At 61.0% G+C, this 25,499-nt stretch carries 25 protein-coding genes; 7 read left to right on the top strand and 18 right to left on the bottom strand.

Translation table 11 applies throughout. The features are described 5' to 3' along the window. Nucleotides 1-64: 64 nt before the first annotated feature. The 8 genes from PQR42_RS12750 to PQR42_RS12715 all read right to left on the bottom strand — a co-directional run bounded on the left by PQR42_RS12750 (nucleotide 65) and on the right by PQR42_RS12715 (nucleotide 8,435). Entirely contained in the window at nucleotides 65-898 is an 834-nt protein-coding gene (locus tag PQR42_RS12750) for an ABC transporter ATP-binding protein (RefSeq protein ID WP_408384480.1), read from the bottom strand. Further along, on the bottom strand, nucleotides 888-1,730 hold the full coding sequence (locus PQR42_RS12745) for an ATP-binding cassette domain-containing protein (RefSeq protein ID WP_408384482.1): 843 nt from the start codon (nucleotides 1,728-1,730) through the stop codon (nucleotides 888-890). Before PQR42_RS12745 ends, PQR42_RS12750 begins: the two co-directional genes overlap by 11 nt. Continuing rightward, nucleotides 1,727-2,698 (bottom strand): ABC transporter permease, encoded by a 972-nt coding sequence (locus tag PQR42_RS12740; protein WP_408384484.1) that lies wholly within the window; start codon nucleotides 2,696-2,698, stop codon nucleotides 1,727-1,729. The genes PQR42_RS12745 and PQR42_RS12740 overlap by 4 nt, the downstream gene beginning before the upstream one ends. After that, nucleotides 2,695-3,630 carry an ABC transporter permease gene (locus PQR42_RS12735; protein WP_408384485.1) on the bottom strand — a complete coding sequence of 312 codons (936 nt, stop codon included), beginning with the start codon at nucleotides 3,628-3,630 and terminating at the stop codon, nucleotides 2,695-2,697. Before PQR42_RS12735 ends, PQR42_RS12740 begins: the two co-directional genes overlap by 4 nt. A gap of 7 nt (nucleotides 3,631-3,637) precedes the next feature. Continuing rightward, on the bottom strand, nucleotides 3,638-5,203 hold the full coding sequence (locus tag PQR42_RS12730) for an ABC transporter substrate-binding protein (protein ID WP_408384487.1): 1,566 nt from the start codon (nucleotides 5,201-5,203) through the stop codon (nucleotides 3,638-3,640). 146 nt (nucleotides 5,204-5,349) lie between these two features. Continuing rightward, on the bottom strand, nucleotides 5,350-6,021 hold the full coding sequence (locus PQR42_RS12725) for a cysteine hydrolase family protein (RefSeq protein ID WP_408384629.1): 672 nt from the start codon (nucleotides 6,019-6,021) through the stop codon (nucleotides 5,350-5,352). A 193-nt stretch (nucleotides 6,022-6,214) separates the two neighbouring features. Further along, entirely contained in the window at nucleotides 6,215-7,297 is a 1,083-nt protein-coding gene (locus PQR42_RS12720; RefSeq protein ID WP_408384490.1) for a LacI family DNA-binding transcriptional regulator, read from the bottom strand. Between the two features lie 232 nt (nucleotides 7,298-7,529). Then, a complete protein-coding gene (locus PQR42_RS12715) occupies nucleotides 7,530-8,435 on the bottom strand; it encodes a LysR family transcriptional regulator (RefSeq protein ID WP_408384492.1) in 906 nt (301 codons plus the stop codon). Nucleotides 8,436-8,531: 96 nt separating this feature from the next. Between PQR42_RS12715 and PQR42_RS12710 the strand changes: the two genes are divergently transcribed. The 3 genes from PQR42_RS12710 (at nucleotide 8,532) to PQR42_RS12700 (ending at nucleotide 13,565) form a co-directional block, all read left to right on the top strand. Continuing rightward, nucleotides 8,532-12,131, top strand: coding sequence for an indolepyruvate ferredoxin oxidoreductase family protein (locus tag PQR42_RS12710; protein ID WP_408384494.1), 3,600 nt, complete (start codon nucleotides 8,532-8,534; stop codon nucleotides 12,129-12,131). Continuing rightward, complete coding sequence (locus PQR42_RS12705; RefSeq protein ID WP_408384496.1) at nucleotides 12,128-13,060, top strand: branched-chain amino acid transaminase; 933 nt, start codon at nucleotides 12,128-12,130, stop codon at nucleotides 13,058-13,060. Before PQR42_RS12710 ends, PQR42_RS12705 begins: the two co-directional genes overlap by 4 nt. Nucleotides 13,061-13,127: 67 nt before the next feature. Next, a complete protein-coding gene (locus PQR42_RS12700) occupies nucleotides 13,128-13,565 on the top strand; it encodes an acyl-CoA thioesterase (protein WP_408384498.1) in 438 nt (145 codons plus the stop codon). A 45-nt stretch (nucleotides 13,566-13,610) separates the two neighbouring features. Here the strand turns inward: PQR42_RS12700 and PQR42_RS12695 are convergent, their stop codons facing one another. Then, nucleotides 13,611-13,775: an FmdB family zinc ribbon protein gene (locus tag PQR42_RS12695; protein ID WP_408204027.1), complete on the bottom strand. Its 165-nt coding sequence runs from the start codon at nucleotides 13,773-13,775 to the stop codon at nucleotides 13,611-13,613. Between the two features lie 445 nt (nucleotides 13,776-14,220). Here PQR42_RS12695 and PQR42_RS12690 point away from each other — a divergent pair, with 445 nt between their 5' ends. Next, the gene (locus PQR42_RS12690) at nucleotides 14,221-15,813 is read left to right on the top strand and encodes a flavin monoamine oxidase family protein (RefSeq protein ID WP_408384503.1); all 1,593 of its coding nucleotides are present in this window, start codon (nucleotides 14,221-14,223) and stop codon (nucleotides 15,811-15,813) included. Beyond that, entirely contained in the window at nucleotides 15,806-16,225 is a 420-nt protein-coding gene (locus tag PQR42_RS12685; protein WP_408384505.1) for a c-type cytochrome, read from the top strand. The genes PQR42_RS12690 and PQR42_RS12685 overlap by 8 nt, the downstream gene beginning before the upstream one ends. A gap of 90 nt (nucleotides 16,226-16,315) precedes the next feature. Here PQR42_RS12685 and PQR42_RS12680 read toward each other — a convergent pair whose 3' ends face one another. From PQR42_RS12680 to PQR42_RS12670, 3 genes are all read right to left on the bottom strand, one after another. Next, nucleotides 16,316-16,978 (bottom strand): dihydrofolate reductase family protein, encoded by a 663-nt coding sequence (locus PQR42_RS12680; RefSeq protein ID WP_408384631.1) that lies wholly within the window; start codon nucleotides 16,976-16,978, stop codon nucleotides 16,316-16,318. 699 nt (nucleotides 16,979-17,677) lie between these two features. Beyond that, entirely contained in the window at nucleotides 17,678-18,022 is a 345-nt protein-coding gene (locus PQR42_RS12675; protein ID WP_408384507.1) for a DoxX family protein, read from the bottom strand. A gap of 2 nt (nucleotides 18,023-18,024) precedes the next feature. Continuing rightward, entirely contained in the window at nucleotides 18,025-18,948 is a 924-nt protein-coding gene (locus tag PQR42_RS12670) for an NAD-dependent epimerase/dehydratase family protein (RefSeq protein WP_408384509.1), read from the bottom strand. 130 nt (nucleotides 18,949-19,078) lie between these two features. Between PQR42_RS12670 and PQR42_RS12665 the strand changes: the two genes are divergently transcribed. Beyond that, nucleotides 19,079-19,681 carry a TetR/AcrR family transcriptional regulator gene (locus PQR42_RS12665; RefSeq protein WP_408204017.1) on the top strand — a complete coding sequence of 201 codons (603 nt, stop codon included), beginning with the start codon at nucleotides 19,079-19,081 and terminating at the stop codon, nucleotides 19,679-19,681. Nucleotides 19,682-20,084: 403 nt separating this feature from the next. Beyond that, on the top strand, nucleotides 20,085-20,801 hold the full coding sequence (locus tag PQR42_RS12660) for a transposase (protein WP_408384511.1): 717 nt from the start codon (nucleotides 20,085-20,087) through the stop codon (nucleotides 20,799-20,801). Nucleotides 20,802-20,887: 86 nt separating this feature from the next. Here PQR42_RS12660 and PQR42_RS12655 read toward each other — a convergent pair whose 3' ends face one another. The 6 genes from PQR42_RS12655 to PQR42_RS12630 form a co-directional block, all read right to left on the bottom strand. Continuing rightward, on the bottom strand, nucleotides 20,888-21,268 hold the full coding sequence (locus PQR42_RS12655; RefSeq protein WP_408384513.1) for a hypothetical protein: 381 nt from the start codon (nucleotides 21,266-21,268) through the stop codon (nucleotides 20,888-20,890). A 367-nt stretch (nucleotides 21,269-21,635) separates the two neighbouring features. Continuing rightward, nucleotides 21,636-21,920, bottom strand: coding sequence for a DUF4148 domain-containing protein (locus tag PQR42_RS12650; protein ID WP_408384514.1), 285 nt, complete (start codon nucleotides 21,918-21,920; stop codon nucleotides 21,636-21,638). A gap of 268 nt (nucleotides 21,921-22,188) precedes the next feature. After that, nucleotides 22,189-22,695, bottom strand: a complete 507-nt coding sequence (locus PQR42_RS12645) for a nuclear transport factor 2 family protein (RefSeq protein WP_408204009.1) — start codon at nucleotides 22,693-22,695, stop codon at nucleotides 22,189-22,191. 46 nt (nucleotides 22,696-22,741) lie between these two features. Continuing rightward, entirely contained in the window at nucleotides 22,742-23,950 is a 1,209-nt protein-coding gene (locus PQR42_RS12640) for a 3-hydroxybenzoate 6-monooxygenase (protein WP_408384516.1), read from the bottom strand. Nucleotides 23,951-24,075: 125 nt separating this feature from the next. Beyond that, a complete protein-coding gene (maiA, locus tag PQR42_RS12635; protein ID WP_408384518.1) occupies nucleotides 24,076-24,717 on the bottom strand; it encodes a maleylacetoacetate isomerase in 642 nt (213 codons plus the stop codon). Nucleotides 24,718-24,750: 33 nt separating this feature from the next. Then, the gene (locus PQR42_RS12630; protein ID WP_408384520.1) at nucleotides 24,751-25,449 is read right to left on the bottom strand and encodes a fumarylacetoacetate hydrolase family protein; all 699 of its coding nucleotides are present in this window, start codon (nucleotides 25,447-25,449) and stop codon (nucleotides 24,751-24,753) included. Between the last annotated feature and the right edge of the window lie 50 nt (nucleotides 25,450-25,499).

The raw sequence follows: 25,499 nt of genomic DNA, 5'->3' as shown, positions 1-25,499 counted from the left end.
CGGATCTTCTTCTCTACTGCTCGGACCGCCTCTCCTGTGTCGACCAGAGTTAGTGCTTTAGCACTTACTCTGGTCCCACCCCTATGGGGTGCCGGCCGATGCCTTTCGGGATCGCCGCCAGCAACTCCATCGTGTAGCGCTCGCGTGGTTCGAACAGCACCTGATCCACAGCGCCCGCTTCCACGAGACGCCCTTCGCGCATGACCACCACCCGCTGGCACAACTCACCGACCAGCGCCAGATCGTGGCTGATCACGACCAGCGAGACACCGGCGCTTTGGTGGAGATCGCGCAGTAGTCGGATGATCTCCGCCTGGATCGATACGTCGAGCGCGGAAGTCGGTTCATCGGCAACGACCAGTTCGGGACGGCGCGCGAGCGCCCGTGCGATACCCACGCGTTGCCGCTGACCGCCCGACAGCTGATGCGGATAGCGCGCCAGCACGAATGCCGGCAGCCGCACCATGTCGAGCAATTGACGCACCGGCACGCCGTCGTTGCCGATCGCTTCCGCAAGCGTCGTGGCAATCGTCTTGCGCGGATTCAGCGAATTCGTCGTGCTCTGGAACACCATCTGTACACGCTGACGAAACGTCGCGTTCTGCGCGCGCGTCATCGTGTTCAACGCGTCGCCTCTGAAACAGATCGAGCCGGTGGTCGGCGCAGTGAGGCCGACCATCATGCGCGCGACAGTCGATTTGCCGCTGCCGCTTTCGCCGACGATAGCGAGCGCGTCGCCCTTCGCCACCTCGAGACTCACGCCCGACACGGCATGAAAGCGGCGCCGGTTGAACATGCGCTCGAGTGGGGAACGCGCCAGCGCGTAGGACTTGCCGACCTCCTGCAGCGCGAAGATCGGCTGCGTGGCCACGGCGGCGTTCGGCATGTTAGCGGACATTGCGCGGCTCCTCAGGTTGATGTCGGCCCGCAGCACGCGTAACCGGCAAACGCGGAATGCTCGCGATCAGATGCCGCGTATAGTCGTGCGAAGGCCGCAGGAAGATATCCTCCACCGGACCGGCCTCGACCACGTATCCCTGTTTCAGCACGACGGCGCGCGAACACAGTTCCGCCATCAGGTCGAGGTTGTGCGTGATGAATACGAGGCCGAGATCCATCTCGTCCACCAGCGTTCGCAGCAGCTCGACGATCTGCGCCTGCACGGTCACGTCGAGCGCGGTGGTGGGCTCGTCCGCGAGCAGCAGCGCCGGTTCACAGACAATCGCGGCGGCAATCATCGCGCGTTGCTTCATGCCGCCGCTCAGTTCGTGCGGATATGCGCGCGCCGTGATGCGCGGGTCTTTGAAGCCGACGCGCTCGAGCACGGCATGCACTTCGCCGCGTATCGCGCGGCCGCGCAGCGGACGGTGGGCGCGGATCACGTCGGCAAGTTGCGCGCCGATAGTGAAGGCGGGGTTGAGCGCCGTTGCCGGATCCTGAAAGATCATGGAGATGCGCCGTCCGCGCAATGCCCGCATGCGCGCCTCGCACGCACGGCCCAGATCTTCGCCATCGAGCACGATCCGGCCGCCGCTGATGCGCCCCGCGTTGCCAAGCAATCCGAGTACCGCCAGCGAGGCGACGCTCTTGCCCGAACCCGATTCGCCCACGAGACCGACCGCCTCGCCGCGTCTCACTTGCAAATCGAGCCCATGCAAGACTTCGGTCTGCGTCTTGCCCGAACCGAAGGTGACGCGCAGGTTTTCAATCGACAGCAGCGCTTCGTTCATAGCGACGCTCCCGGCACATTGGCCGCCTGCGCATTGCGCCGCCGCGGGTCGAGAATCGTGCGCATCGAGTCGCCGAACAGATTGAAGGCGAGCACGCTGACGAACACCGCCGCGCCCGGGAACACCGATACCCACCAGTTGTCGGTGAAAATCAGTGCGCGCGCGTCGGAGAGCATCGCGCCCCAACTCGGTGTAGGCGGTTGCACGCCGAGTCCGATGAAACTGAGCGACGCTTCCACGATGATCGTCACGCCGAGCAGTAGCGACGCCTGGATCAACACCGGTGAGATGATGTTGGGCAGAACGTCGGAGAACATGATGCGCGCCCCGCTCGCGCCTTGCAGAACCCGTGCGGCGACATACTCCGCCTGCGACTCGGCCTTCGCGAGACTATGGGTGAGCCGCGCAAGACCCGGCGCGTACAGCACGCCGATCAGCAGCACGAGCTTGGTTTCATTCGAAATGGCGAGCATGCCGACATGCAGCGTATCAGTGCCTGTAATACCGACGAGTGCGATCGCCCAGATCAACAGCGGAATCGACGCGAGCACTTCCATCACTTTCATCAGCGTTTCGTCGAGCCACGAGCCGGCCTTGTAGCCTGCCACGAGGCCAATGCCCGTACCGAGCACGAGGCCGATCGCGACCGCGCACAGTCCGATGGACAGCGACGCGCGAGCGCCCCAGATCGTGCGGCTCAGAATGTCACGGCCCACCTGATCGGTACCGAGCCAGAACGCCGCGCTCGGCGCTTCCAGGCGATGTTCGATGTAGAGCTGCAGCGGATCTTTCAAAGGCAGCCACGGTGCGCACAATGCAATCACGCCCAGCAGCAACATCGTTACGAGACCGATCGCACCGGCCGGTTCGTGCATCAGCGCGCGCAGCAACCGGCCGGCCGATGCGAGCCACGTGCCGAGCACATGCGGCTTGCGTTGCACGTTGGGTAGAGATGAATCAGCCATCATGTTCTGTTCGCCTTCGGGTCGAGATAGCCATGCAGTACGTCGGCGCACGTGTTCGACGCGATGAAGATCGTCGTGATCACGAGCACGATGGCCTGCACCGTTGGATAGTCGCGCTGGAAAATCGCCGTGAGCAACGCACGCGAGACGCCCGGCAAATTGAAAATCTGCTCCACGATCAACGCCCAGCCGAACATGTAGCCGTAACTCATCGCGGCCGTGCTCACGAGCGACGGCAACGCGTTCTTCAGTGCATAAAGGCGAACACGCGACGGCGACAAACCGAGCGCTCGGGCGGTTCGCACATAGTCCTGCGAAAGTGCGTCGACCATGTTCGCCCGCACCAGACGGCTCAGCACGGAGACGTAGTACACCGACATCGTCAGCACGGGCAACACTAGCGCGAGCAGATGCGACGCCGAGCCGTCCGACCAGGGCGTGAGGCCACCCACCGGAAACCACCCTGTCTTGAGCGCAACATAGCGGATCAACAGCAACCCCAGCCAGAACGACGGCACGGATAAGCCGACGATCGCCACGGCTCGCAGCAGATGGTCCGTGCCGCTGTTCTCTTTCAGTGCCGCCACGGTGCCGAGCACGATCGACACGACGATCGTAAACACGAACGATAGCGTGACGAGCTCGACGGTATTCGGCAACGTATCGGCGATCTGCGGGCCGATTGGGTTGCCGGTCGCGTATGACTTGCCGAAGTCGAGCGCGAGCGCACCACTCAGCCACCTGCCGTATTGCGCGGCGACAGGCCGGTCGAGTCCGTATTGGTGATTGAATGCGGCAATCTGTTCGACGCTTGCGTCGCTGCCCAACGTCAGACGCGCGGGCGACACGGGCGTCGCACGGCACATCGCGAACAGCAGGGCGCTCACCACCAGTAGCACGAGCACAGACGAAAACAGCCTCGAAACGGCTTTCATATCGACCTCATGCCTTCGCGAGATAAACGCTGTCGAGCTTCAGCGAGAAGCCGGTGTTCACCTGGAAATCCTTGACGTTGCTGCGCCACAGGTTCTGCACCTCCAGCGCGCCGATCCAGACGGCCGGACAGTCGCGCGCCAGCACCTGCTGAATTTTCGCGAGGATCGGCTTGAGCGCAGCCGGATCGTCGACCAGATAACTGTCGTCGATCAGCTTCAGCAGTTCAGCACTCTCGTAGCCGCTCGCTTTCCAGAGACTTTCGCTTGGCCGGAACAGCGCGTTGAGCAGATACGTCGGCTCCGGCGGCGCAATGAAGCCGGTCAACGCCGCAGCGTGGTTTCCGACCAGCACCTGCGAAATCATCTGCCCGAAATCGAGCGGACGCAAATTGACGCGCACGCCCAGCGAAGCCAGTTGCGCCTGAATGAAAAGCGCCGTCGACGATGTATCGATCAGATACGCAGGCTGCACATACAGCAGATCGAACGATGCGCCGCTCGCGTACTTCGAGCTTTTCAACGCCGCTCGCGCATGGTCCAGATTGAACGCCAGGCTTCCGGCCGAGCCCGTGTCGTACCACGAGGACTCCGGCGCAAACGGCATGCTGCTCGCTTTGACCGCGCCGTAGCACAGATCGCGACAGATCTTGGCCCGATCCAGCACGAGCGATACCGCGCGGCGAAACGCCGGATCGTCGAACGGCGCCTTGCGATTGTTCAGACACATCATCAGCGGGCTGGTCGGCGATGGACGGCTGTCGCCCGCGAGGCCCGCCGACGTACGGATCTGCGCGAACGTCTGGGCCGGGGGCGCACTGATGATCTGCGTCTGGTCCGACATCAGCGAGGCAAGCCGCGACGACTCCTCAGGGATGATGCGGAACACGATTTTGTCCCAATGCGGCTCGCCCTTGCCCCAGTAAGCCGGATTGCGTTTCAGCTCGACAAAGTCGTTCGCCTTCGACTGCACGAAAATCGCCGGACCGGTGCCGACACCGATCGGCGTCTGCTTGAAGTAGTCGGCCGGGTGCTGCTCGCGGCTGCCTACCGGAAAAATACCCATGTACTTCGACATGTAGTCGAGCAACGGCCGGTAAGGACGCTTGAGGCGGATCACGGCGGTGTGCGCATCCGGTGCGCTGACCGACTCGATCACCGTCCAGAACGGCCGGCGGAACGCCTTGTTCGCGGGATTCAGCACGTAATCGAAGCTGTATTTCACGTCGGCGGAGGTGAACGGCTGCCCGTTCTGAAAGTTCACGCCGCGCTGCAGATCGAACGTGTACGTCAGTTTGTCCGGCGAAATCGTCCACGCGCGCGCCAGTTGCGGCACCCGCTGGCCGCGCGCGTCGATGCCGACCAGATTCTCGAAGATCAACTGGTTGATCGCCATCACGTCGTGATTCGGCTGATTGATCGGATCGAGCGTTTGCGGATTGCTCGGAATGGCGACCGCTAGCACCCCTGCGTCCGCGGCGAAGACGCGGCCTTCGAATGCGAACGGCAGGGAAAGCCCCGCGATGCCCGCGGCGCCCGCGCGGAGCAGTTGTCGTCGCCTGCTGCTGAAAGTCATGAAATCCTCTGCTTTTTTCAATGCCGCACAGTTCAATATCTTTTGGTGAATCGATTCACAAACAATAGTGAGGTTGGCGCATCGAGTCAACTCTTCAAAAATATCGGAAACCCTGGCTGGCGGGTTAAGCGCGCTTTGCGGCGGCTCTAGGCGAGCAGCAACGAGGCATCGGCGAGCGACAGCACCGTAGTGCGCGAATCGAATGCCGTGGAAAAAAGATGATCATGCACGACCTGGTCCGGGTCGTAACAGCAATCCTTGACGGTGTACAAGCGGAAGTCCGCGTCGCTCGCATAGGCTACCGACGACAGCACGACACCCGTCGACGCAATGCCGGCCATGATCAGCGTATCGATACCCTGCGCGGAAAGCCGCGCCTGCAGATCGGTGCCGAAAAATACGCTCACACGATGCCCGATGATGAGCGGTTCGTTGGCCCGCTGGCCGAGTTCCGGCGCGACTTTGTCGTTGATGAAAAGGCCGAGTTGCTTGAGTCCTTGCCCGTTCTTGTTCAACGGGCTGACTTCCGGATAACCCGGACTGAACTGGATCTTGGCGAAATAGAGGCTGACGCCTTTGGCCCGCGCGGCATCGCACAACTTGCGCGTGTTGGCGAGCAGAGTAGGCGCGACAGCGGGAAAGAGTCCCAGAATGTCGGTCTGATAATGCATGACCACAAGCGCTGTTTGCGCCGGCACGATCGCCGGAACCTGCGCACCCGCGCTCTGCGCGGACGCGGCGCTGATCCCGCCCTCTCCGCAGCCATCAAGACCGAGCCCGCTCGCCACCGCGCCGGCCAGCGCGCCGGCCGTTTTCATAAACCGCCGACGGCCTGCATGGGCGCCTTCCTCGTTGTTGTCTTGCCTCGCCTGTAAGCCGTTTTTCCCGTCGCTCATATCGCTCCTTGAATTTTGGTGAATCGATTCATTCACGGCATGTGCGCAATGTCGGTGGCGAAAAATCCGCTGTCAAGAACTTCGCGATCGGACAAACCCTGGGAATCGAACCCGGCTAGCGCTTTTTGCGGCGTGCCAGGCTGGGGGGCGCGCCGCACGACTCGCGCACGATCATCCGCATGGGATGTTTCGAGCGGCGGATGCCGGACGGCGCGGTGCCGTCGATCAGTTGCAACATCATGTCCGCTGCTTCACGGCCGACGTCGCGCGGGTTTTGCGTCACCACGGTCAATGCCGGCGACGCGATTCCCGAATATTCGTGCTCGCCGATGGAAATCACCGACAGGTCGGCCGGAATCGACAGCCCGGTTTCCCGCACGACTTCGAGCACGATAGCCACGTCGTTCAGCGTGGCGATGATGGCGGAAGGCGGCTGCGCAGCGCTGAGCAGCGCGCGGCAGACGTCCTTGTTAAACGCGCTGGTACGCAGCACGAGCGCCGGATCGAGCGCGATGCCGGCGGCCTCGCACGCGGCCTGATAGCCACGCACCATCTCGCGGCCCACCCAGGTGTTTTCGTGACCAGCCACGAGCGCAATGGAGCGATGACCGAGCGACGCGAGATAGCGCACGGCCTGACGGCAGCCGTCTGCGTGATCGGTCAGCACCGAATTGAATTCGCCTTGGGCATCGCGCTCCCACAGCACGACCGGCATATTCAGGGTGTGCAGGAAGTTGAAATACGAAGGCGTCTCGTCGTCGGAAATCGCGCCGATGAATCCGTCGATGCGGCGCTGCTTGAGGCTCGACAAAATGGCTCGTTCGCGCTCGAGATCGTAGTGGGAATTGGCGATCAGAATCTCGAAACCCTTGGCCCGCAGGCGTTCTTCGGCCGCGCTCACCATCTGTGCGGCAGTGTGCTGGGTGATGTCGGAAATCAGACAGCCAATCGCGCTGGAGCTGCCTTTGCGCATGCTTCGCGCCACCACGTTCGGCACGAAATTCAACTCGGCCACCGCGGCGCGCACCGCCTCCTGAATGGCCGGCGCCACATTCTCGCGGCCGTTCAGCACACGCGACACCGAGCCGACTGACACCTTCGCGAGACGCGCGACGTCCTGCACGGTGGGCGAGCCCTGCGGGGATTTGCGGCTGCGCAACGCAGGCTGAACGGGTTTGCTGGCTCTCTGTTTAGGCATGACGGAAGGCGGAAGGGTCGTCGACCGATTCTCGATGAATCGATGCATCGAGCCGATTATAGTGCGTCCCGGCTCTGACCCATGTCAGCGCGGCTTTGCAGCGCGAGCCGGCCGCCGTCCGTGCAGAGGAAAAACAATCGCGTGGGTATGCGAAAAACAGATACGGGAGGATCGCCATAATCAGTTCGGGTAATGCACCGCAATTTTCATCAGGCAGATCACGCCACCGCCTTCAACTCCCGCATGCATGAATGAGGAACTGCTGAAACGCCACTGCCGGCGTATCCAGTGTTGCGCCTTTGCGCCATAACATGCCCGCATCCATCTGCGGAATCGCGTTGAGAATCGGCCGCGCGTCGATCCGCTTGCCTTCCAGCGACCACGGGCGAAACACCATGTCGGACAGAATCGTCACGCCGAAACCATGCGCGACCAGACCACGCAGCGCTTCCATTGAACTCGTGCGAAACGCGATATTCGGCTCGACATCGTTCTGCTTCCAGTAACGCAGCGTGGACTGCTCGCCTTCGTCTACCGTAATCAGAATATATGGATAATCGACGATGTCCGCGAGCGAAGGCGCATTGAGTTGCGCAAGCGGATGGGTGGGCGAAGTCCACAACTGCCGACGCGAGCGGATCAGCACATGGTGGTGGAAACGCCTGATATTTTCGACATTCGATAGCAGCACTATCCCGAGATCGACGTCGCCGGCGAGCACGGCCTGTTCGATCGACTCGCGGTCCAGATCGTGCAGATCGATCACGACGTCGGGGTACGTCGCGCGAAACCGCGCCATCAACTCGGGCAGGAAATAGCCCAGCACCGTATACGAAGCCGCAATGCGCACGACTCCTTTCAGATCGTGCGAGCGGAACGGCGCCTTATAGACCGCGTCGCGCACCGAATCGAGGATGTGTCTCGCGTGGTTCAGAAAATCGTGCCCGTCCGGCGTCAACGTGACGCCTTGGGGCAGGCGTTCGAAGAGCCGCGTACCCAGGGTTTCCTCCAATGCGAGCACGGCATTGGTAATCGCCGATTGCGACACATGCTCGGCCGTCGCGGCCATCGAAAACTGCCCGCTCTGGGCTGCCGCCACGAAGTAACGCATCTGCCGCAAGGTAACGTCTTTTGACATGTGTTTTTCGAATAGCAGGATTCGGTATTCGTGATTTTACGTTGGAAATTCCGCTTCCTATACTCCGCTTCCAATAAAGCCGCCGGAGACTGCACCATGAATGCCCCGCTAACGCCCCCGCTACGTGACGCGCTTGCCGACGTATCGCTCGACGACAAATACACGCTCGAAAAGGGCCGCGTCTATATGAGCGGTACGCAGGCGCTGGTGCGGCTGCCTATGCTGCAGAAGGCGCGCGACCGCCGCGCCGGCCTCAACACCGCGGGTTATGTGTCCGGCTATCGCGGCTCGCCGCTCGGCGCACTCGATCAGGGTTTATGGAAGGCGAAGAAGCATTTGAAGGAACACGACGTCGTGTTTCAGCCGGGGGTGAATGAGGACCTCGCGGCGACCGCCGTGTGGGGCGCGCAGCAGATCAACCTCTGGCCGGGCGCGAAGGTCGACGGTGTATTCGGCATGTGGTACGGCAAGGGGCCGGGTGTGGATCGCACCGGCGACGTCTTCAAGCACGCGAATGCGGCCGGCACCGATCCGCACGGCGGCGTGCTGGTACTGGCGGGCGACGACCATGCGGCGAAGTCGTCGTCGGTCGCGCATCAATCCGAGCACATGTTCGTGGCAAGCGGCATTCCGGTGCTGTATCCGGCAAGCGTGCAGGAGTATCTCGACTACGGTCTGCACGGCTGGGCCATGAGCCGCTACGCGGGTCTGTGGGTCGCGATGAAGTGCGTGACGGACGTGGTCGAATCGAGCGCGTCGATCGACATCGATCCGGACCGATTGCAGATCGTCCTGCCCGACGACTTCGACATGCCCGAAGGTGGCCTGAATATCCGCTGGCCCGACCCGCCGCTGACACAGGAGGCGCGTCTGCTCAACTACAAGTGGTACGCGGCGCTCGCCTACATTCGCGCGAACAAGCTGAACCGCGTGGTGATCGACAGCCCCACTCCGCGCCTTGGCATCATGACCGCAGGCAAGGCGTATCTCGACGTGCGGCAGGCGCTCGCCGATCTGTCGCTCGACGACGAAACCTGCGCGCGCATCGGCATACGCGTGCTGAAAGTGGGTTGCGTATGGCCGCTCGATGCACAGAACGCGCGCGACTTCGCAACCGGGCTCGACGAGATTCTGGTGGTTGAGGAAAAACGCCAGATTCTCGAATATGCGCTCAAAGAGGAACTCTATAACTGGCGCGACGACGTGCGCCCAAAGGTGTTCGGCAAGTTCGATCAGCGCGACGACGAAGGCGGCGAATGGTCCGTGCCGCGCGGACAGACTCTACTGCCCGCGCACTACGAGCTGTCACCCGCCTTGATCGCGAAAGCGATCGCCCGGCGCCTCGCCAAAGCCGATCTGCCCGCCGATCTGCGGGCGCGGATCGATGCCCGCGTTGCCGTGATCGAAGCCAAGGAGCGCGAGGCGGCCACGCCGCGTTCCGTGACGGAGCGGCAACCGTGGTTCTGTTCGGGCTGCCCGCACAACACGTCGACACGCGTGCCGGAAGGCTCGCGCGCACTGGCCGGCATTGGCTGCCATTACATGTCGATGTGGATGGATCGCAAGACGGAGACCTTCAGCCAGATGGGCGGCGAAGGCGTCGCGTGGACCGGCCAGATGCATTTCACGAACGAGCGGCACGTGTTCGTCAATCTGGGCGATGGCACCTATTTCCATTCGGGTCTGCTCGCGATTCGCGCTTCCATTGCGGCTGGCGCGAACGTCACCTATAAGGTGCTCTACAACGACGCGGTCGCGATGACCGGCGGCCAACCGGTGGACGGTGTGCTCACCGTCCCGCAGATCGCGTTTCAGGTCGTTGCCGAAGGCGCGAAGCACGTGCTGATCGTGACCGACGAGCCGGAGAAATACGACGCGAACATTCGCCTCCCCGATGGGGTGAAGGTCTATCACCGCGACGAACTCGACCGCTTGCAGCGCGAGTTGCGCGAGATGGCCGGTACCTCGATTCTGATCTACGACCAGACCTGTGCGACCGAAAAACGCCGGCGCCGCAAACGCGGCGCGTATCCCGATCCGGCGAAGCGCGCCTTTATCAACGACGCAGTGTGCGAAGGTTGCGGCGACTGCTCGGTGCAGTCGAACTGCCTGTCGGTCGAGCCGCTGCAAACGTCGCTCGGCACCAAGAGAAAGATCAACCAGTCCTCGTGCAATAAAGATTTTTCGTGCGTGAAAGGCTTTTGCCCGAGTTTCGTCACGGCGGAAGGCGCACAGGTGAAAAAGCCCGCCAAACAAGCATCCGCACCTGCGTTGCCCGATTTCGCGGCGCTGCCCCGCCCCGCGATTGCTTCACTAACCAAGCCGTACGGCGTGCTGGTGACCGGTGTCGGTGGAACCGGCGTCGTAACGATCGGCGGCTTGCTGGGCATGGCGGCTCACCTCGAAAACAAGGGCGTCACCGTGCTCGATATGGCCGGGCTCGCACAGAAAGGCGGCGCCGTGCTCAGTCATGTGCAGATCGCCGCGGCACCCGACCAATTGCACGCCACGCGGATTGCGGCCGGTGAAGCGCGCCTGATTCTCGGCTGCGATGCGATCGTCTCCGCTTCCGCTGAAGTGCTGGCACGCACGCAACGCGACGTGACGAAAGCGGCGATCAACAGCGGCGCCACGCCGACCGCGCAGTTCGTGCGGGACCCGCACTGGAGCTTTCCGGCCGAGCAGACGCGACAGGATCTGCGCGCGAGCATCGGCGACGACTGCGACTTCATCGACGCCAATCGTCTCGCGCTCGCGCTATTAGGCGACACGCTCTATGCCAATCCCCTGTTGCTCGGCTTCGCCTGGCAACGCGGCTGGCTGCCGCTCGGCTACGAAAGTCTCGATCGTGCAATCGAATTGAATGGCGTAGCCGTCGAAAAGAATCGTCTGGCGTTCGAATGGGGCCGCTACGTCGCGCAGCACGGTGAAGCCGCCGCGGATGCTTTTACGCCGCTCGCCGGCAAGCAGCAGGCCATCGTCGTGCAGATGCCCGAATCGCTGGACCAGCTGATCGAGCGCAACGTCGAGCGGCTGAGCGTCTATCAGAACCCGCGTTATGCGGCGCGCTATGTTGCAGCCGTCGAACGGCTACGCGAGAAGGAAGCGGCTGTTGTGCCCCGGTCGAAGCCTCGCCTCACGCCGGTGGTCGCGCGCAATCTCGCGAAACTGATGACCTATAAGGACGAGTACGAAGTGGCCCGCCTCTATGCGGACCCGACCTACATGGACAAGCTGCGCGCTCAGTTCGAAGGCGAGCCGGGTCGCGATTACAAGCTCGCTTTCCATCTCGCGCCGCCATTGCTCGCCAAACGCGACGAACACGGCCACCTGAAAAAGCAACGATTCGGGCAATGGACGCTCACGCTGTTCCGCGTGCTCGAAAAATTCCGGTTCTTGCGCGGCACAGCGTTCGACGTATTCGGCAAGACGGAAGAACGGCGCAATGAACGTGAACTGATCGAGCAGTACTTCGCGCTGGTCGACGAATTCTGCGCAACGCTCCACACCGCCCGATTCGATGCGGCGATGAAACTCGCCAATCTGCCGGACGAGATTCGCGGCTTCGGTCACGTCAAGGAGCGCAACGTGCTCGCCGCGGCAACGAAGCGCGAACGCTGGCTTGCCGAATACCGGGCCGATGCGGCCGGCACGCCGCCCGTTTCATCTCCTCAATCTTTCGAAAAAGCGTTATGAAAACGACAATGCATGACCGTGATGGCGTGATCTGGCTAGATGGCGAACTGGTGCAGTGGCGCGATGCGCAACTCCACTTTCTGACTCATTCGCTCCACTATGGCATGGCGGTATTCGAAGGCGTCAGGGCATACGAGACCGCTGCGGGTCCGGCGATCTTCCGGCTCGACGACCACACGAAAAGACTCTTCAATTCCGCGAAGATCTTCGAAATGGCTGTGCCCTTCAGCGCGGAGACGATTCGCGAGGCGCAACTGGAAGTGGTGCGCCGCAATCAGCTGACCGCGTGCTATCTGCGGCCTCTCGTATGGCTCGGCAGCGAACAGATGGGCCTCGGTGCGCGCGGCAACAAGGTTCACGTCGGGATCGCCGCGTGGCCTTGGGGCAGCTATCTCGGCGAGGAGGGACTCGCGCGCGGTATTCGCGTCAAGACATCGTCGCTATCGCGTCACCATGTGAATGTGTCGCTGGTTCGCGCCAAGGCAAGCGGCTACTACATCAACTCGATTCTGGCCAATCGCGAAGTCACCCGTAACGGTTACGACGAGGCCTTGCTGCTTGACACGGAAGGCTATGTGTCCGAGGGTGCGGGCGAAAACGTTTTCATCGTGCGAAATGGTGTGGTGTATACGCCGGACCTTGCCTCGTGCCTCGACGGCATCACACGCGCGTCGGTCATTGAAATCGCGCGGGATCAGGGCCTTCAGGTCGTCGAAAAACGCATTACGCGCGACGAAATGTACTGCGCCGACGAAGCCTTTTTTACGGGCACGGCAGCCGAGGTCACGCCCATTCGTGAACTCGACGATCGCGTGATCGGCAACGGAGAGCGTGGACCGGTCACCGCATCGTTGCAGGAAACGTTCTTCGCCGCAGTCGCCGGCAAATCGGAACGCTACGCGCACTGGCTGACGCGCGTGGTCCGCTGAACTCGATATTTGCCGGGAGCCGGGCACGATCGTGCCGCTCCCGCCTTACCTACGACACGAGACCGCCATGCCCGCCGCCTCATCTTCAGAGCGCCTTCCCGCCAACACGATGCCCGTGCTGCGCGTCGTGCCTCAACCGTCAAGCGCCAACGTGCACGGCGATGTCTTCGGCGGCTGGATCATGTCACATGTCGACATCGCCGGATCGATTCCCGCCAGCGAGCGCGCGAACGGCCGTGTCGTCACCATCGCCGTCAATTCGTTCACGTTCAGACAGCCCGTTTTTATCGGTGACCTGTTGAGCTTCTACGCAGATATCGTCCGCGAGGGACGTACGTCGATCACCGTCAACGTGGAAGTCTTCGCTCAACGCATGGGCATGGCGGCCGACGTCGTCAAGGTGACGGAAGCCACCCTTACCTTTGTAGCCACCGACTCAGCGCGAATGCCACGCCCTTTGCCACCCATCGACACCGTTTCCATATCAACGCTGAACTACTCGTAACGGACATTTTCCTGGCGGATCTGCCCTTGCTCGGTCAGACAGATTTCAGCTCTTTCTCGACGTTTTCGCGACAAATGGCGTGGGTATGTGCTGAACCTTTTCGCTTCCGCACTTCGGACAAGCCGGATGAGCGGCTTCATGTTCAGCAAGATGCTCGGCATGTTCGAACATTTCACCGCACTTCTCGCACCTGTACTTGTAAGTCGGCATGGTTCCTCCAACGAGAATCCCGCACGTCGTGCTGGTCAGATACGGCCAGCGACGCCCGGCAATGTAGTAATAATCCATTCTAGTGCAGGACAGTGCAGGAAACACCCGCGTATGTGTCTAGCGCAGCGCTCATCGTTTGCGCCACAGACAACACCGGTATGCCCGTCCACGGCCAGGTGATTGCACGTACCAGCCGCCCCACATTGGTCGGGGGCTGCTCGTCGTGACGGGCCGCACCCTTTCAGGGTTGTTCGGGCGAGCCCGACCCACAAGGCGCAGTCAGCCGTCCTGGTAACGGACAGTCGCACGTGTTGACGAGAAACGGTTCATAGTCTTAATTCGTCGTAAGACTGATTTCAGCGGAAGTAGGCTCATACTTTTGCGGTCTGGGATGCCTCTGATTTCGTTTGCCATCGTTTCTCTCCAGTCGGGCCACCACGTCCTTATGTCGAGAATGACCACACATGCGATGAGCCGCCGGCACCTGCTGACGCTGATCGGCAAGAACCTCGGCGCGGCCGCCATGATGCAAGGCATGGGCACGCTTGGGTTCGCCGCTACCTCGACCTATGCCAGACCGATCGGACTCGATGGCGCGCCCAAAGGAACGCGAATTCTCGTGGTCGGCGCGGGCATGGCCGGCCTCGTCGCGGCCTTTGAGTTGAGGAACGCGGGGTACCGCGTGCAGGTGCTCGAGTACAACGACCGCGCGGGTGGTCGGGCCTGGACTGTCAGGGGCGGTGATCGCTATACAGAACTCGGCGGTGCCACCCAGGACTGTGATTTCGCTGACGGGCTTTATCTGAACCCAGGGCCGTGGCGCATTCCGTATCACCACCAGGGCGTACTCGACTATGCAAAACGCCTGAAAGTGCCGCTCGAGCCTTTCATCCAGGTCAATTACAACGCATACCTGCATTCGACGGAGGCGTTCGATGGCAAGCCGCAACGATTCCGGGCGGTGCAGACCGACTATCAAGGCTATATCGCCGAACTGCTTTCCAAAGCAATCCGCAAGGACGCGCTTGATGATGCGTTGTCAGTCGAAGATGCGCATCTGCTACTCGAATCCCTGCGCCAATGGGGTGCGCTCGGTCCGGATGGTGCCTATCAGGCGGGGCGGCGAAGCAGTGAGCGCCGCGGATTCGCGACCCCGCATGGCGGTGGGCTGATGCCCAAGGCCGTGCCGTCAGATCTGCTCCCGCGCGACCCCTTGCTTGCATCGAGTTTGTGGCAATGGCTCTCGTCTGGAAACGAGCAGGACTATCAGAGCACCATTTTCCAGCCCGTCGGCGGCATGGACAGGATTGCCCATGCGCTTTATTCGCAGGTCGCAAGCGCTGTAGTGTTCAACGCCAGAGTCACGGCCATCTTGCAGGACGAGCAAGGCGTCACAGTGCGCTATACCGATACGACCACCCGGACCGAACGGAACGCGCACGCGGATTGGCTGGTGTGCACCATCCCGCTCTCGATTCTGAGTCAGATCGACATTGCGGTCGGCCCGGCCATGCGCGCCGCGATCGATGCGGTGCCCTACGAGACATCAGTGAAAATCGGCTTGCAATTCGGCCGGCGATTCTGGGAAGAAGACGAGCAGATCTACGGCGGCATCACGCATACTGACCTGCCGATCTCGACGATCGGCTATCCGGCAACAGGTTACGGATCGATCGGTCCCGCGGTGCTGCTCGGCGCCTACATGTGGGGGCCAGCCAGCTATGAGATGGGTGCGCTGCCCCCTGCCGAACGGATCGCGGTGGCATTGAGCCAGGGCAGCCAGATTCATCCGCAGTACGCGCGTGAGTACCAGAACGGCTTCGCGATGAGCTGGAGCCGATCACCGTTCACGAATGGCTGCTTCGCCGCATGGACGGATGCGTTGAGAGAAGCGCATTACGCGAACCTCTGTCAGATCGACGGACGGGTCGTCCTTGCCGGAGAGCACGCTTCGCATATCCCGGCATGGCAGGAAGGCGCCGTGCTGTCGTCACTGGATGCGATCACCCGGTTGCATCGGAGGATCGTCAATGGATAGGCCGACGCTGATTCTCGGCGTGATGCTGATGGCCTTGCTGATAGGAGGCGCGACGGTGTCGGCTCAGGCCGTGGCACAGGACGCACCACGAACCTTCACGATTTCGCCGGGCTACGGCTTCACCGAAAAAAGCGGCGAAGCGCTTTACAACGCCACCTGCGCGGGATGCCATATGCCGGATGGAAAAGGCGCACAGGGCGCGGGTCACTACCCGGCGCTCGCGGACAACCCGGCAGTCGAGGCAGCACCCTACGTCATCCTCAACGTACTTCACGGCCGAAAGGCGATGCCATCGTTTGGCGACGCGATGGATGACGATCAGGTCGCTGCTGTCGTCAATTACACGAGAACCCATTTCGGCAATCGATTTGCCGGAAGTGTCACGCCGAGCCAGGTTAGAAGTTTGCGCTGAGTTTAGGTGGAGCGGCTTATCGATGCGAGCTTCAACGTCGATACTCTGACGCTGCTTTCGTGACGTGAGTATGGCGCTTTCAACCGGTTGTTAGGCGTCATTCTGCCCCTGGCGCCGGAGTACAACATGGGTGGCTTTCTCCGACGCAACGAACTGAACACATTCGTATCCCAGAGCGCGTACGTCAATCCCCTCGAACAGTCGCTCTCCCCCGCCCAGCAGGACCGGCGAGATAGCGACGTGCAGCTCGTCGATGAGGCCCGTACGAAGATATTGCCGGATAGTGTCAGGTCCGCCGCCAATGCGCACATCCATTCCGTTGGCTGCGTCGCGCGCCCGGTCAAGCGCCTCGTGAATACCGCCCGTGACGAAGTAGAAAGTCGTTCCGCCTTCCATCTGGATGGGCGGGCGCGCGTGATGAGTCAAGATGAAAGTTGGAACGTGATAGGGTGGGTTGTCCCCCCACCAGCCTTTCCAGTTCATGTCGGGCCAGGGACCGCGAATCGGTCCGAACATGTTTCTTCCGAGAATCCAGGCGCCAACATTCTTGAAGCCCCGCGCAGCGAAGTCGTCATCGATCCCCGTTGTGCCACCGTCGGCGCCAAATAGGGTCCGTTGGAACGTGCGTGTCGGGATTAACCACTGGTGCAAATCTGTCCCGCCCACGCCGAGCGGATTCCCGATGTCCTGATTCGGACCAGCTCCGTATCCGTCAAGCGAGATGGTAAAGCCCTCAACTCGGACGCGTGTCATTTTCATGCCTTCCTTTCGATTGACGCCTAACGTAATCTCAACCACAAGACCTGCGGCTTATATCGGTCAGCGCGGTATACATTGGCCATAAGAATCTTAAAAAAATGCCTTACCAGCTTGTTCTTGAGCGCTCACCGAAAAAATTCAGCTAAATAAAACGCCCGTGAACCCCGCACGCAACAACGCGCAATCCGGCAGTAGTATTGCAATGAAATATACCGCCTGCCAATCAAAAGTTGCGATACGGCATCGAATAGGTCCGACGCGGGAATGTCGCAAAATGGCCGTGCAAACAGATCTTGAGAACGTGCCGGAAATGGCGCGCGGAATGGCGGGCACTACTTCTAGAATCGATTGTCAACAGCGTTGACGGAGAACGTGGATACGTGCCGGACCTGTAAGTTCGAGGGAGGACCGAGTCTGTTAAGCGTTGTTCGATGCCTGCCCTTGTCCGCTGCCCCATGAATGCACGGCGACGCGTGCGGGCAGGCGTTGGACAACGCTTAACAGGTCCCGACCGTCGCAAATGGATCCGGTGTGGACTGTCACCGCCACAAAAAAGCGGACGCATGACGCGCGTGATCAAATGGAAGCGGCTCCATTGCCGCTATCCGCGTGCGGATTCAAGTACCTGCACCATGATTGCACGCTCGGCCTGTTAGCGTACCGGGTTCGCTCGCCTGGCGGCGTGGCGAAGCTTCAACCGCGGATCGTCGCAGTAACCACAATGAGAGCCGAAAAGACCAGCGCCGGGACGAGATGCCGGAACGGTTCCCGGTTTCGTAGCAATGTGAAGAGCGCGGCGATCATGATCGCACCGGCCAGCGCTAGACCAAAGACCCTGGTTTGTTGTCCAAAAAGAAGTGCCGCACTGAACAGCTCGAGCGTGCCACAGAACAAATGAAACCATGCCGGGTAACGCCAGCGTGCGAAGTCGCGCTTCACCGCGTCGCGCCCCGCAAGGTTGATCACCCCACCAACCGCGAACAAGACCGCGAGGACAGTCGCGAGAATCGATTCGAGAGATACACTGTTCCACTCCATCGTCATGCTCCGTTGATTTGTTGAAAGCGCCCTTGTGCAGAAAGGTCTGCGATCAGGCCGGAGCCATGAGGTTTCCAGGCGAGAACCCGTCGGGCATGCTGGCCGCTTACTGCCTGGTCGAGCGCCAACGCGTCGGCAAACGATCCAAGCGATTGGCGGGCGTCATCGAGCGGCCAAGGTACGACCCGATCGGCGCCGACCGACGCCCGTGTCGCTTCGCCTATTTCGGCAACGGCAACGGCTTCTTCCGCTACCACATTGAAGATCTGTCCCGCGACTCGACTGTCCCCGCCGGCCGCCCGCTCCACCGCGCTCAGGTAGGCCGTGGCGAGATCATCGACGTGCACGGCAGGCCAGTGATTGCGACCGTCGCCGACGATCCGCACACTGCCGCTCTGACGGGCCATGCCGGCTAGCATGCCGAAGATGCCACCTGCGTAGCCGTGCACCATCGCCGGCCTGAGGATCACTGCGCCAATCGAGCGCCGTGCGGCAAGCGCCAGTACATGTTGCTCTACCGCGGGTCGCCATGCGATGAGTGGTGTCGGGTTGAGCGCCGACGTTTCAGTCACGGGCAGCCCCTCCGTGTTGCCATAGACCCAGGCGCCCGACGTATAGACAAAGGCCGCGCCCGGCTGCAATTGGGTAAGCATCGCTACAACCGCGGCCTCATCGACAGCAGCGGCGGAGGCGTCGTTGGTCGACGCGGTGTGCATCACGCCATCGGCGGCCGCGGCAACCGCCGCGAAAGACTGTGGCTCACGCAGGTCGCCCGAATGCAGGTTCACACCGAGGTGTGCCAGCGCACTGGCGGACGCCGATCCGCCTGGGCGCACCAGCGCCGTCACCCGATGGCCCAGGCTGATTGCCTTGCGCGCCACCGCTTGCCCGATGAAGCCAGTACCACCTGTAAGAAATAGCCTCAAAGCGTTCTCCCAAATGATTGCCTGCGAATTTGATCAACCCCACAAACGAGACTCATCAGTCTCGTTTCGTCAAAGTTAAACGAGACCGCCCAGTCTTGTCAAGCGCGTAGCGATCTGCTATTTAACTCGTATGAATGCCTCCTCTCTTCCCGACCTGAGCCCGCTGCAACGCCGCAAGCGGTCTGCCATCCTCGACGGCGCTAGAACCGTTTTTTTACGCCAGGGTTTCGGTCTGGCAACAATGGACGATGTCGCCTCGGTCGCCGGCGTCGGCAAACAGACGGTCTACCGTCATTTCAAGTCGAAGGAGGCGCTCTTTATTGGTCTGGTGATCTCCATGTGCGCCGAGGTGGGCGCGCTTGCCAGCGCTCAGGCCGAGCAAACCGGTGGCTCGCCCGAAGTCGAGTTACGCGAGTTGGGATGGTTGCTGGCGCAAAACCTTATCGCGCCGGATAGTCTTCGGCTTTACCGGACCATCGTTGCCGAGGCCGAACGTCTTCCGGAACTCGGTCACGTGTTTTACGAAAATGGTCCAAAGCTCGCGCGTGCCTTCGCCGCAAACATTCTGCGAAAGCGATTTGACGAACCGACTGCTACATTGCGGGCAGCGACATTCGTTCAGCTGGTGCTAGGGGACGCGCATCTGGAACTGACACTTGGCTACACGGTGCCCAATGTTGAAGCGCGCTTTGGACAGCAGATTGGCGAAGCAGTAGCGGCTGCACTCCGCTAAGGGCAGCCATGGCAGCGATGTGAGCTTCCGTATTGTTCGGATACCTACCGACGAAATTCGCGAACCACATTTCGCTGCGCTTTGACCGGTTCAGGTGGGATGCGAATGGAGACCAGGGGCGCTTCGACCGCTGTACCGTCTTGCTGCCTGATGTATGGGTGCCGGATGGCGCAGGCAGAGCGTCTGGAGGTGTATAGGGCGGCGCTGTTATTCAGCGGTGGCATAAGAAAGATACCGGTTACGATTGGCAAATCAACGAAAAGAGGCCAGAAAAAAGGCCTGTTCGTGACGCAGACTCCCACGCATGACCGATAGAATTTCGTCCTATACCCACGTGACGCACTGTCGCGGATTCGATATCTGTCGGATCGCTTTCTCACATCGGATTTCCGGTTAATTCAGCATGACACGGCTTGCACGGCACTACGTCCCAGACCAACCGCAGCACGTTATCTTGCAGGGGCTCACGGGGCCCGCATTCCTGGACGAAGGAGACTACCTGTACTTCCTCGCCTGTCTGGCAGACGCAGCGCGCGTCGCCGATCTGGCAGTCCACGCGTGGGTACTTATGCCTGACGCGATACAGTTCCTCGTCACGCCTTCATACGAGTCGAGCGTGGCCATGGCGATGCAGGGGGTCGGCCGTCGCTATGTCGAGACCTTCAACCGCCGCCATGGACGGCGCGGTACGATGTGGCGTGGCGAGTACCGGGCAACGGTGATCGAGCCCGACCGGTATTTCCTGCTCGCGAGCCAGGTCATCGAACATGCGCCGGTGCGCAACCGCCTTGTCGCCGAGCCGGGAAACTACCAGTGGTCGAGCTACACGCACCACATCGGGCTGCGTGTCGATAGCTTCATCAAGGACCATCCACTCTACCGGGCGCTCGGCAACACGCCGTTCGAGCGCCACCAGGCTTACCGCGATTTGGGCACACAGCCTCTTGACGAACGCGAGGTCGATAACCTGATGCAGTCGACGCTCAACGGCTGGGTGCTCGGCAGCGCCGCATATTGCGAGTGGGCGGCGCAGACAGCCAGCCGGCGTTTGATGCCCGTACTGCTGCGCGACCGGCCGCCCAAGGTTCGCGCGACACGCGCCCTCGAACACGTGTGCTAATGCACCGGTGCATATCCCACGCCGACACGCTTTTATCTACTATTCAACACATCTAGCCGCAGACATTAGCATTAGTCGAGGCATGCTCAGAGAACTTCTCCATTCCAATCGAGCGAAGCGGAAAAGCCAAAAAACGACGCCGCTATCGGCATGGCGTGATTCATCATGTTCCTTCCATGATGAACCCTGAGTCCGCGCGCGTGCGCCGATTCGAGCAGCGCGGTCGTGCGCGATTCCATGATCACGTCGGCGACGACTGCATGGGACGGCAGTGCATCGACGGGAAATGGCAGAGCGTCGCTGGCGCTCAGTCCGACCGGTGATGCGTTGATGGCGATATCGATGTCCCTCATCGACGGCATGCCCGTTGCGAGACGGGCACTGGATACCGTAGCAATCGAGCGCGCCAACTCACGTGCACGCCCTTCATCAGCGTCATGGACGGTAAGGCTTCCGATCCTCTCCATTCCGAGCGTCCATCCTATGCATCGGCCCACACCGCCACACCCGTGCAAGATAGGCTATCGCCGGCTTTGGGCGCCATGTGCTCGTACGTCGACAAGATATGATCGCGGCATCAGTAGCCTTGCGCTCGTCAACAAGCCATCTCCCACCCCAACCGAAATTCAGTTGCGGATTTCAGCCATGTGATAGATGAGGTCACCCTGGACATCGAGAAGCGTATTCTTCGCCTTCGAATAGCGCTCCGTCTATCTCGACGTTCACGGGATGAGCGCGCTCTACATTCGGTGGAATGTCAACACATCGAGACCTGCGCGCAGTCAAGCACGGTCAGGATCGGGCGCCTACGAAAACGGCGCCCTCACATCACCATTACATACCGTTTTCCGAACCCGAACGAGACGTTCCGTTGGCGGCACCGCCATATCCCGAAACGCCTGCTTGTGCTGTGGCGTTCTGTGCCGTCACTTTTGCTTCAGCGGCCTGGATATTTTCCGGGTAGTGAATCGTGTCGCGCGGGTTATAGCCAGCTTTCTCGACCTGCGCCAGTTCGGCACGCACTTGCTCACGGCTTAGCATCTGATTTGATTGAGCGAACGACGCAACGGGGGCTGCGATAAGGGCAGCAACAAGGACCATCCGGGTGAACGACTTCATCACGAGTACCTCAATGATTTCTGTTAGTGGCGCTACGAAGAACCTGCTCGGCCACGACTGCGCTCAGTCTAAAGGGCAAAAATCATTAGGGTAAGTACTGCTTTTTTAACTCTCCGTTGCTGTGGCGACAACAATCGATCAACACAGGCTCGACAGTCTTCGCTCGAGGATCTATCCGGCCAAAGTCAGTTTGGGCGCAGCTATGCAGTGGTGCTGCGGATCCACTTGATCGCTTCGACGAGCCGTTCCGCCGAAGCGCCTTTCCATGTTAGAGACCGTACTTGTACGACGGATCGTCGCGGTCGCGCCGCCCATAGTTCCAGTCGCCCAATGGGGCAGCATCGAAACTCACCGGTATCGTACGCTCCGAGTCGTATACGACAATGCGGTCCGCAATACGCCATTCGCCGCTACGTTTCTCCAGACGATCAACGTATCGAACGTTCACGATCCAGTCCGCAGCAGGTTTGCCATCTAACGGTTTCGTGCGGTGAAAGGCCTGCGCGTAATGCTCGGCGAAAGCCACATTGCCGTCCACCTTGACGTATTGGTTGCCAGTGAAATGCATTGTGGTCTCGAAGAGGGGAAGCACCTGCCCGGCCCATTCGATAAATCCTTCGACTCCGCCTTCGTAAGCACCATGTCGGTCAATCGCGTCTGGGTGATAACACGAACGCACCAGATCGAAGTCCATACGATCGATGCCTCGGCAGTAGCGCATGTGGACTTCGCGAATCTCCGCCTTGTCTTGCTGTTCCTGACTCTTCGAATCCAATTCTTGTCTCCCAGGGAGTTGTTGCTGCCGCGTACCGCGTCGAATTTCAAATGACGCCCTTCAGGCACTCTTCCGCACGCCAGCCGTGCAGCCATTGCAGTGCGTCGTAAAACTGTTCTTGCGTGCGGCCGATCCAAAGAGAATTGCGAACTTGTCGCTCAACGCCCTTAGCGTGATAGATGCGGCCCATCTCACGTGCCGAATACAGCACGCGCGCCGTGCGCGGAATACGTGCTGTCTCGTACAGTTTGAACGCAGCTTCGAAATCGCCATCCGTCGCAGCGACGGCGGCACCCAGCGTAACGGCATCTTCGAGCGCCTGGCAGGCGCCTTGCGCCAGGTATTGCGTCATTGGATGCGCGGCGTCGCCAAGGACCGTCGCGCGGCCATAGCTCCAGCGCTCGACAGGGTCCCGGTCCGCCGTGGCCCAGCGCTTCCACGAAGTCGGCCGGTCGAGCATCTGATGCGGCAATGGATGAATGCCTTCAAAGTAGGACAGCACTTCCTCCTTGCTGCCTTCGCGCACCCCCCATTCTTCTTTCTCGCGACTGTGGAACGTGACGACGAGGTTGTATTGCTTGCCGCCGCGTAACGGGTAGTGCACGAGGTGGCAATGCGGGCCCGCCCACACCACCGGCGCATTGATCTGCAAATCCTTCGGCATGTTTTCCACTTCAACGACAGCGCGATAAACAACATGCCCTGTCACGCGATGCTCATCACCGATCAATGCCTTGCGAATTGCCGACTTCACGCCATCGCAACCGATCACGGCATTTGCGTGGTACCGCGCGCCGTTCTGATCGATGACAGTCACACCGTCGGCGTTCTGGTCGAGCTCGCAGACCCGCGTATTGGTGCGGAACTGGATCAACGGATGATCCTTCACAGCTTCGAGAATCGACAGGTGAATGTCGGCACGATGAATCACCGCATACGGATTGCCAAAGCGCGTGCGATACGGGGCGCCGACGTCGATCCGCACCACTTCTTTTGCGTCAAGCGCATCCATCAGTTTCAGGTAGTCCGTAAAGACGGCGCGGTTGCGCGCCGTCTCACCGACGCCCAGAGCATCGAGCGCGTTGAACGCGTTTGCTGCCAACTGGATTCCTGCGCCGATTTCCTGAATCTCAGGAGCCTGCTCCAGCAGTTGTATGTGAATGCCCTGACGTGCGAGCGCCAGCGCGGCGGCGAGGCCGCCAATACCGCCGCCGATCACGAGCACGCGCCGCCCTTTGCGGTCTGTCTCAATCATGTTTTGTCTCCTATGTCGATCGGAGTTAGCGCTTTAGCGCTTACTCCGATCCCATGCAAAGCGGTCGATCGGAGTTGGCGCTTTAGCGCTTACTCCGATCCCAGGCTCACTCCAGTCCCATGTAATCAGGCAATGTAATCGGGCTGACGCTGCGGCTGCGCGGCGTCGAATGCCGGGTGTTTCGACGCGTGCGCAAAGACGGCGAGACTGCGCGGATACGGACTCAGGTCGCAGTCCATGCGCAGCGCGTTGGCGACTTGTGGCACGAGGCACAGGTCGGCGAGCGTCGGCTGCACGCCAAGGCACCACGGACCTGTGTTGCCACGCTCGAGCATGCGTTCGGCACCCGCCATGCCTTGCGCGATCCAATGCCGGTACCACGCGCTCTTCTGCTGCGGCGTGACCCCCAGTTCCGTTTCCAGATATCGCAACACCCGCAGGTTATTGAGGGGATGAATGTCGCACGAGATTAGCGCGGCGAACTCGAGTACACGTGCACGCAGGACCGGTTCGAGCGGAATCAGGCGCGGCTCTGGGTATTTCTGGTCGAGGTAGTCGATGATCGCGAGCGACTGGCCGAGTCTGAAATCGCCATCGATCAGCGCGGGCACTGATGCGGACGGATTCACGTTCGCCACATAGTCCGTTGCGCAATGTTCGCCCACGCGGATATTGACGGGCAGCGTCTCGTACGCGATCCCCTTGAGTGCAAGCGCGATGCGTACGCGGTACGACGTCGAACTGTTGAAGAAGCTATGGAGTTGCACGGGTAGACCTCCGATAAATGCAGATTACGTATCTCAGGCCACGCGCACCGTTACTTCGCCAAGACGCTCGACACCGACTTTCATCGTATCGCCCTTCTGCACCGCGCCGACGCCTTCAGGCGTGCCCGTGAAGATCACATCACCCGGTTCGAGGCGGAAGAACTTCGACAGATACGCCACCGTCTCCGCGACCGACCAGATCAGATGCGACACGTCGCTCTTCTGTTTGGTCTCGCCGTTGACCGTCAGCCACAGGCCAGCGTTTTCGAAGTGACCGACCTCGCTCGTCGGATGAATCGGTCCGATCGGCGCCGAGCGGTCAAACGCCTTGCCAATCTCCCACGGACGGCCCATTTCGCGCATTTTCATCTGCAGATCGCGCCGCGTCATGTCGAGGCCGACCGCGTAGCCCCAAACGTGATCGAGCGCCTGTTCGAGCGGGATATCCGAGCCGCCTTTGCCAATCACGGCGACGAGTTCGGCTTCGTAATGGTAGTTCTGCGTCTGCGAAGGGTAAGCCAGTTCTAGCGTTTCGCCGTAAGCGACCGGCACGACGGCATCGGCCGGTTTGCAGAAGAAGAACGGCGGTTCGCGATCGGGATCAAAGCCCATTTCGCGCGCATGCGCGGCGTAGTTGCGGCCAACGCAATAGACGCGGCGCACCGCGAATTGAACGTCGCTACCGGCGACGGGTACAGCAACGGGCGCTTCGGGCGGGAAAACAAAAGTCATGATCGGACTCGGCAAACAGGATGGGTAGCGCACCGCCAATGCGGCGCCTG

The sequence above is a fragment of the Paraburkholderia sediminicola genome, assembly GCF_046027355.1.
Lineage (GTDB): Bacteria > Pseudomonadota > Gammaproteobacteria > Burkholderiales > Burkholderiaceae > Paraburkholderia > Paraburkholderia sediminicola_B.
Note: the sequence above shows the minus strand (reverse complement) of the source record. Positions and strands in the feature narration are given on the sequence as shown.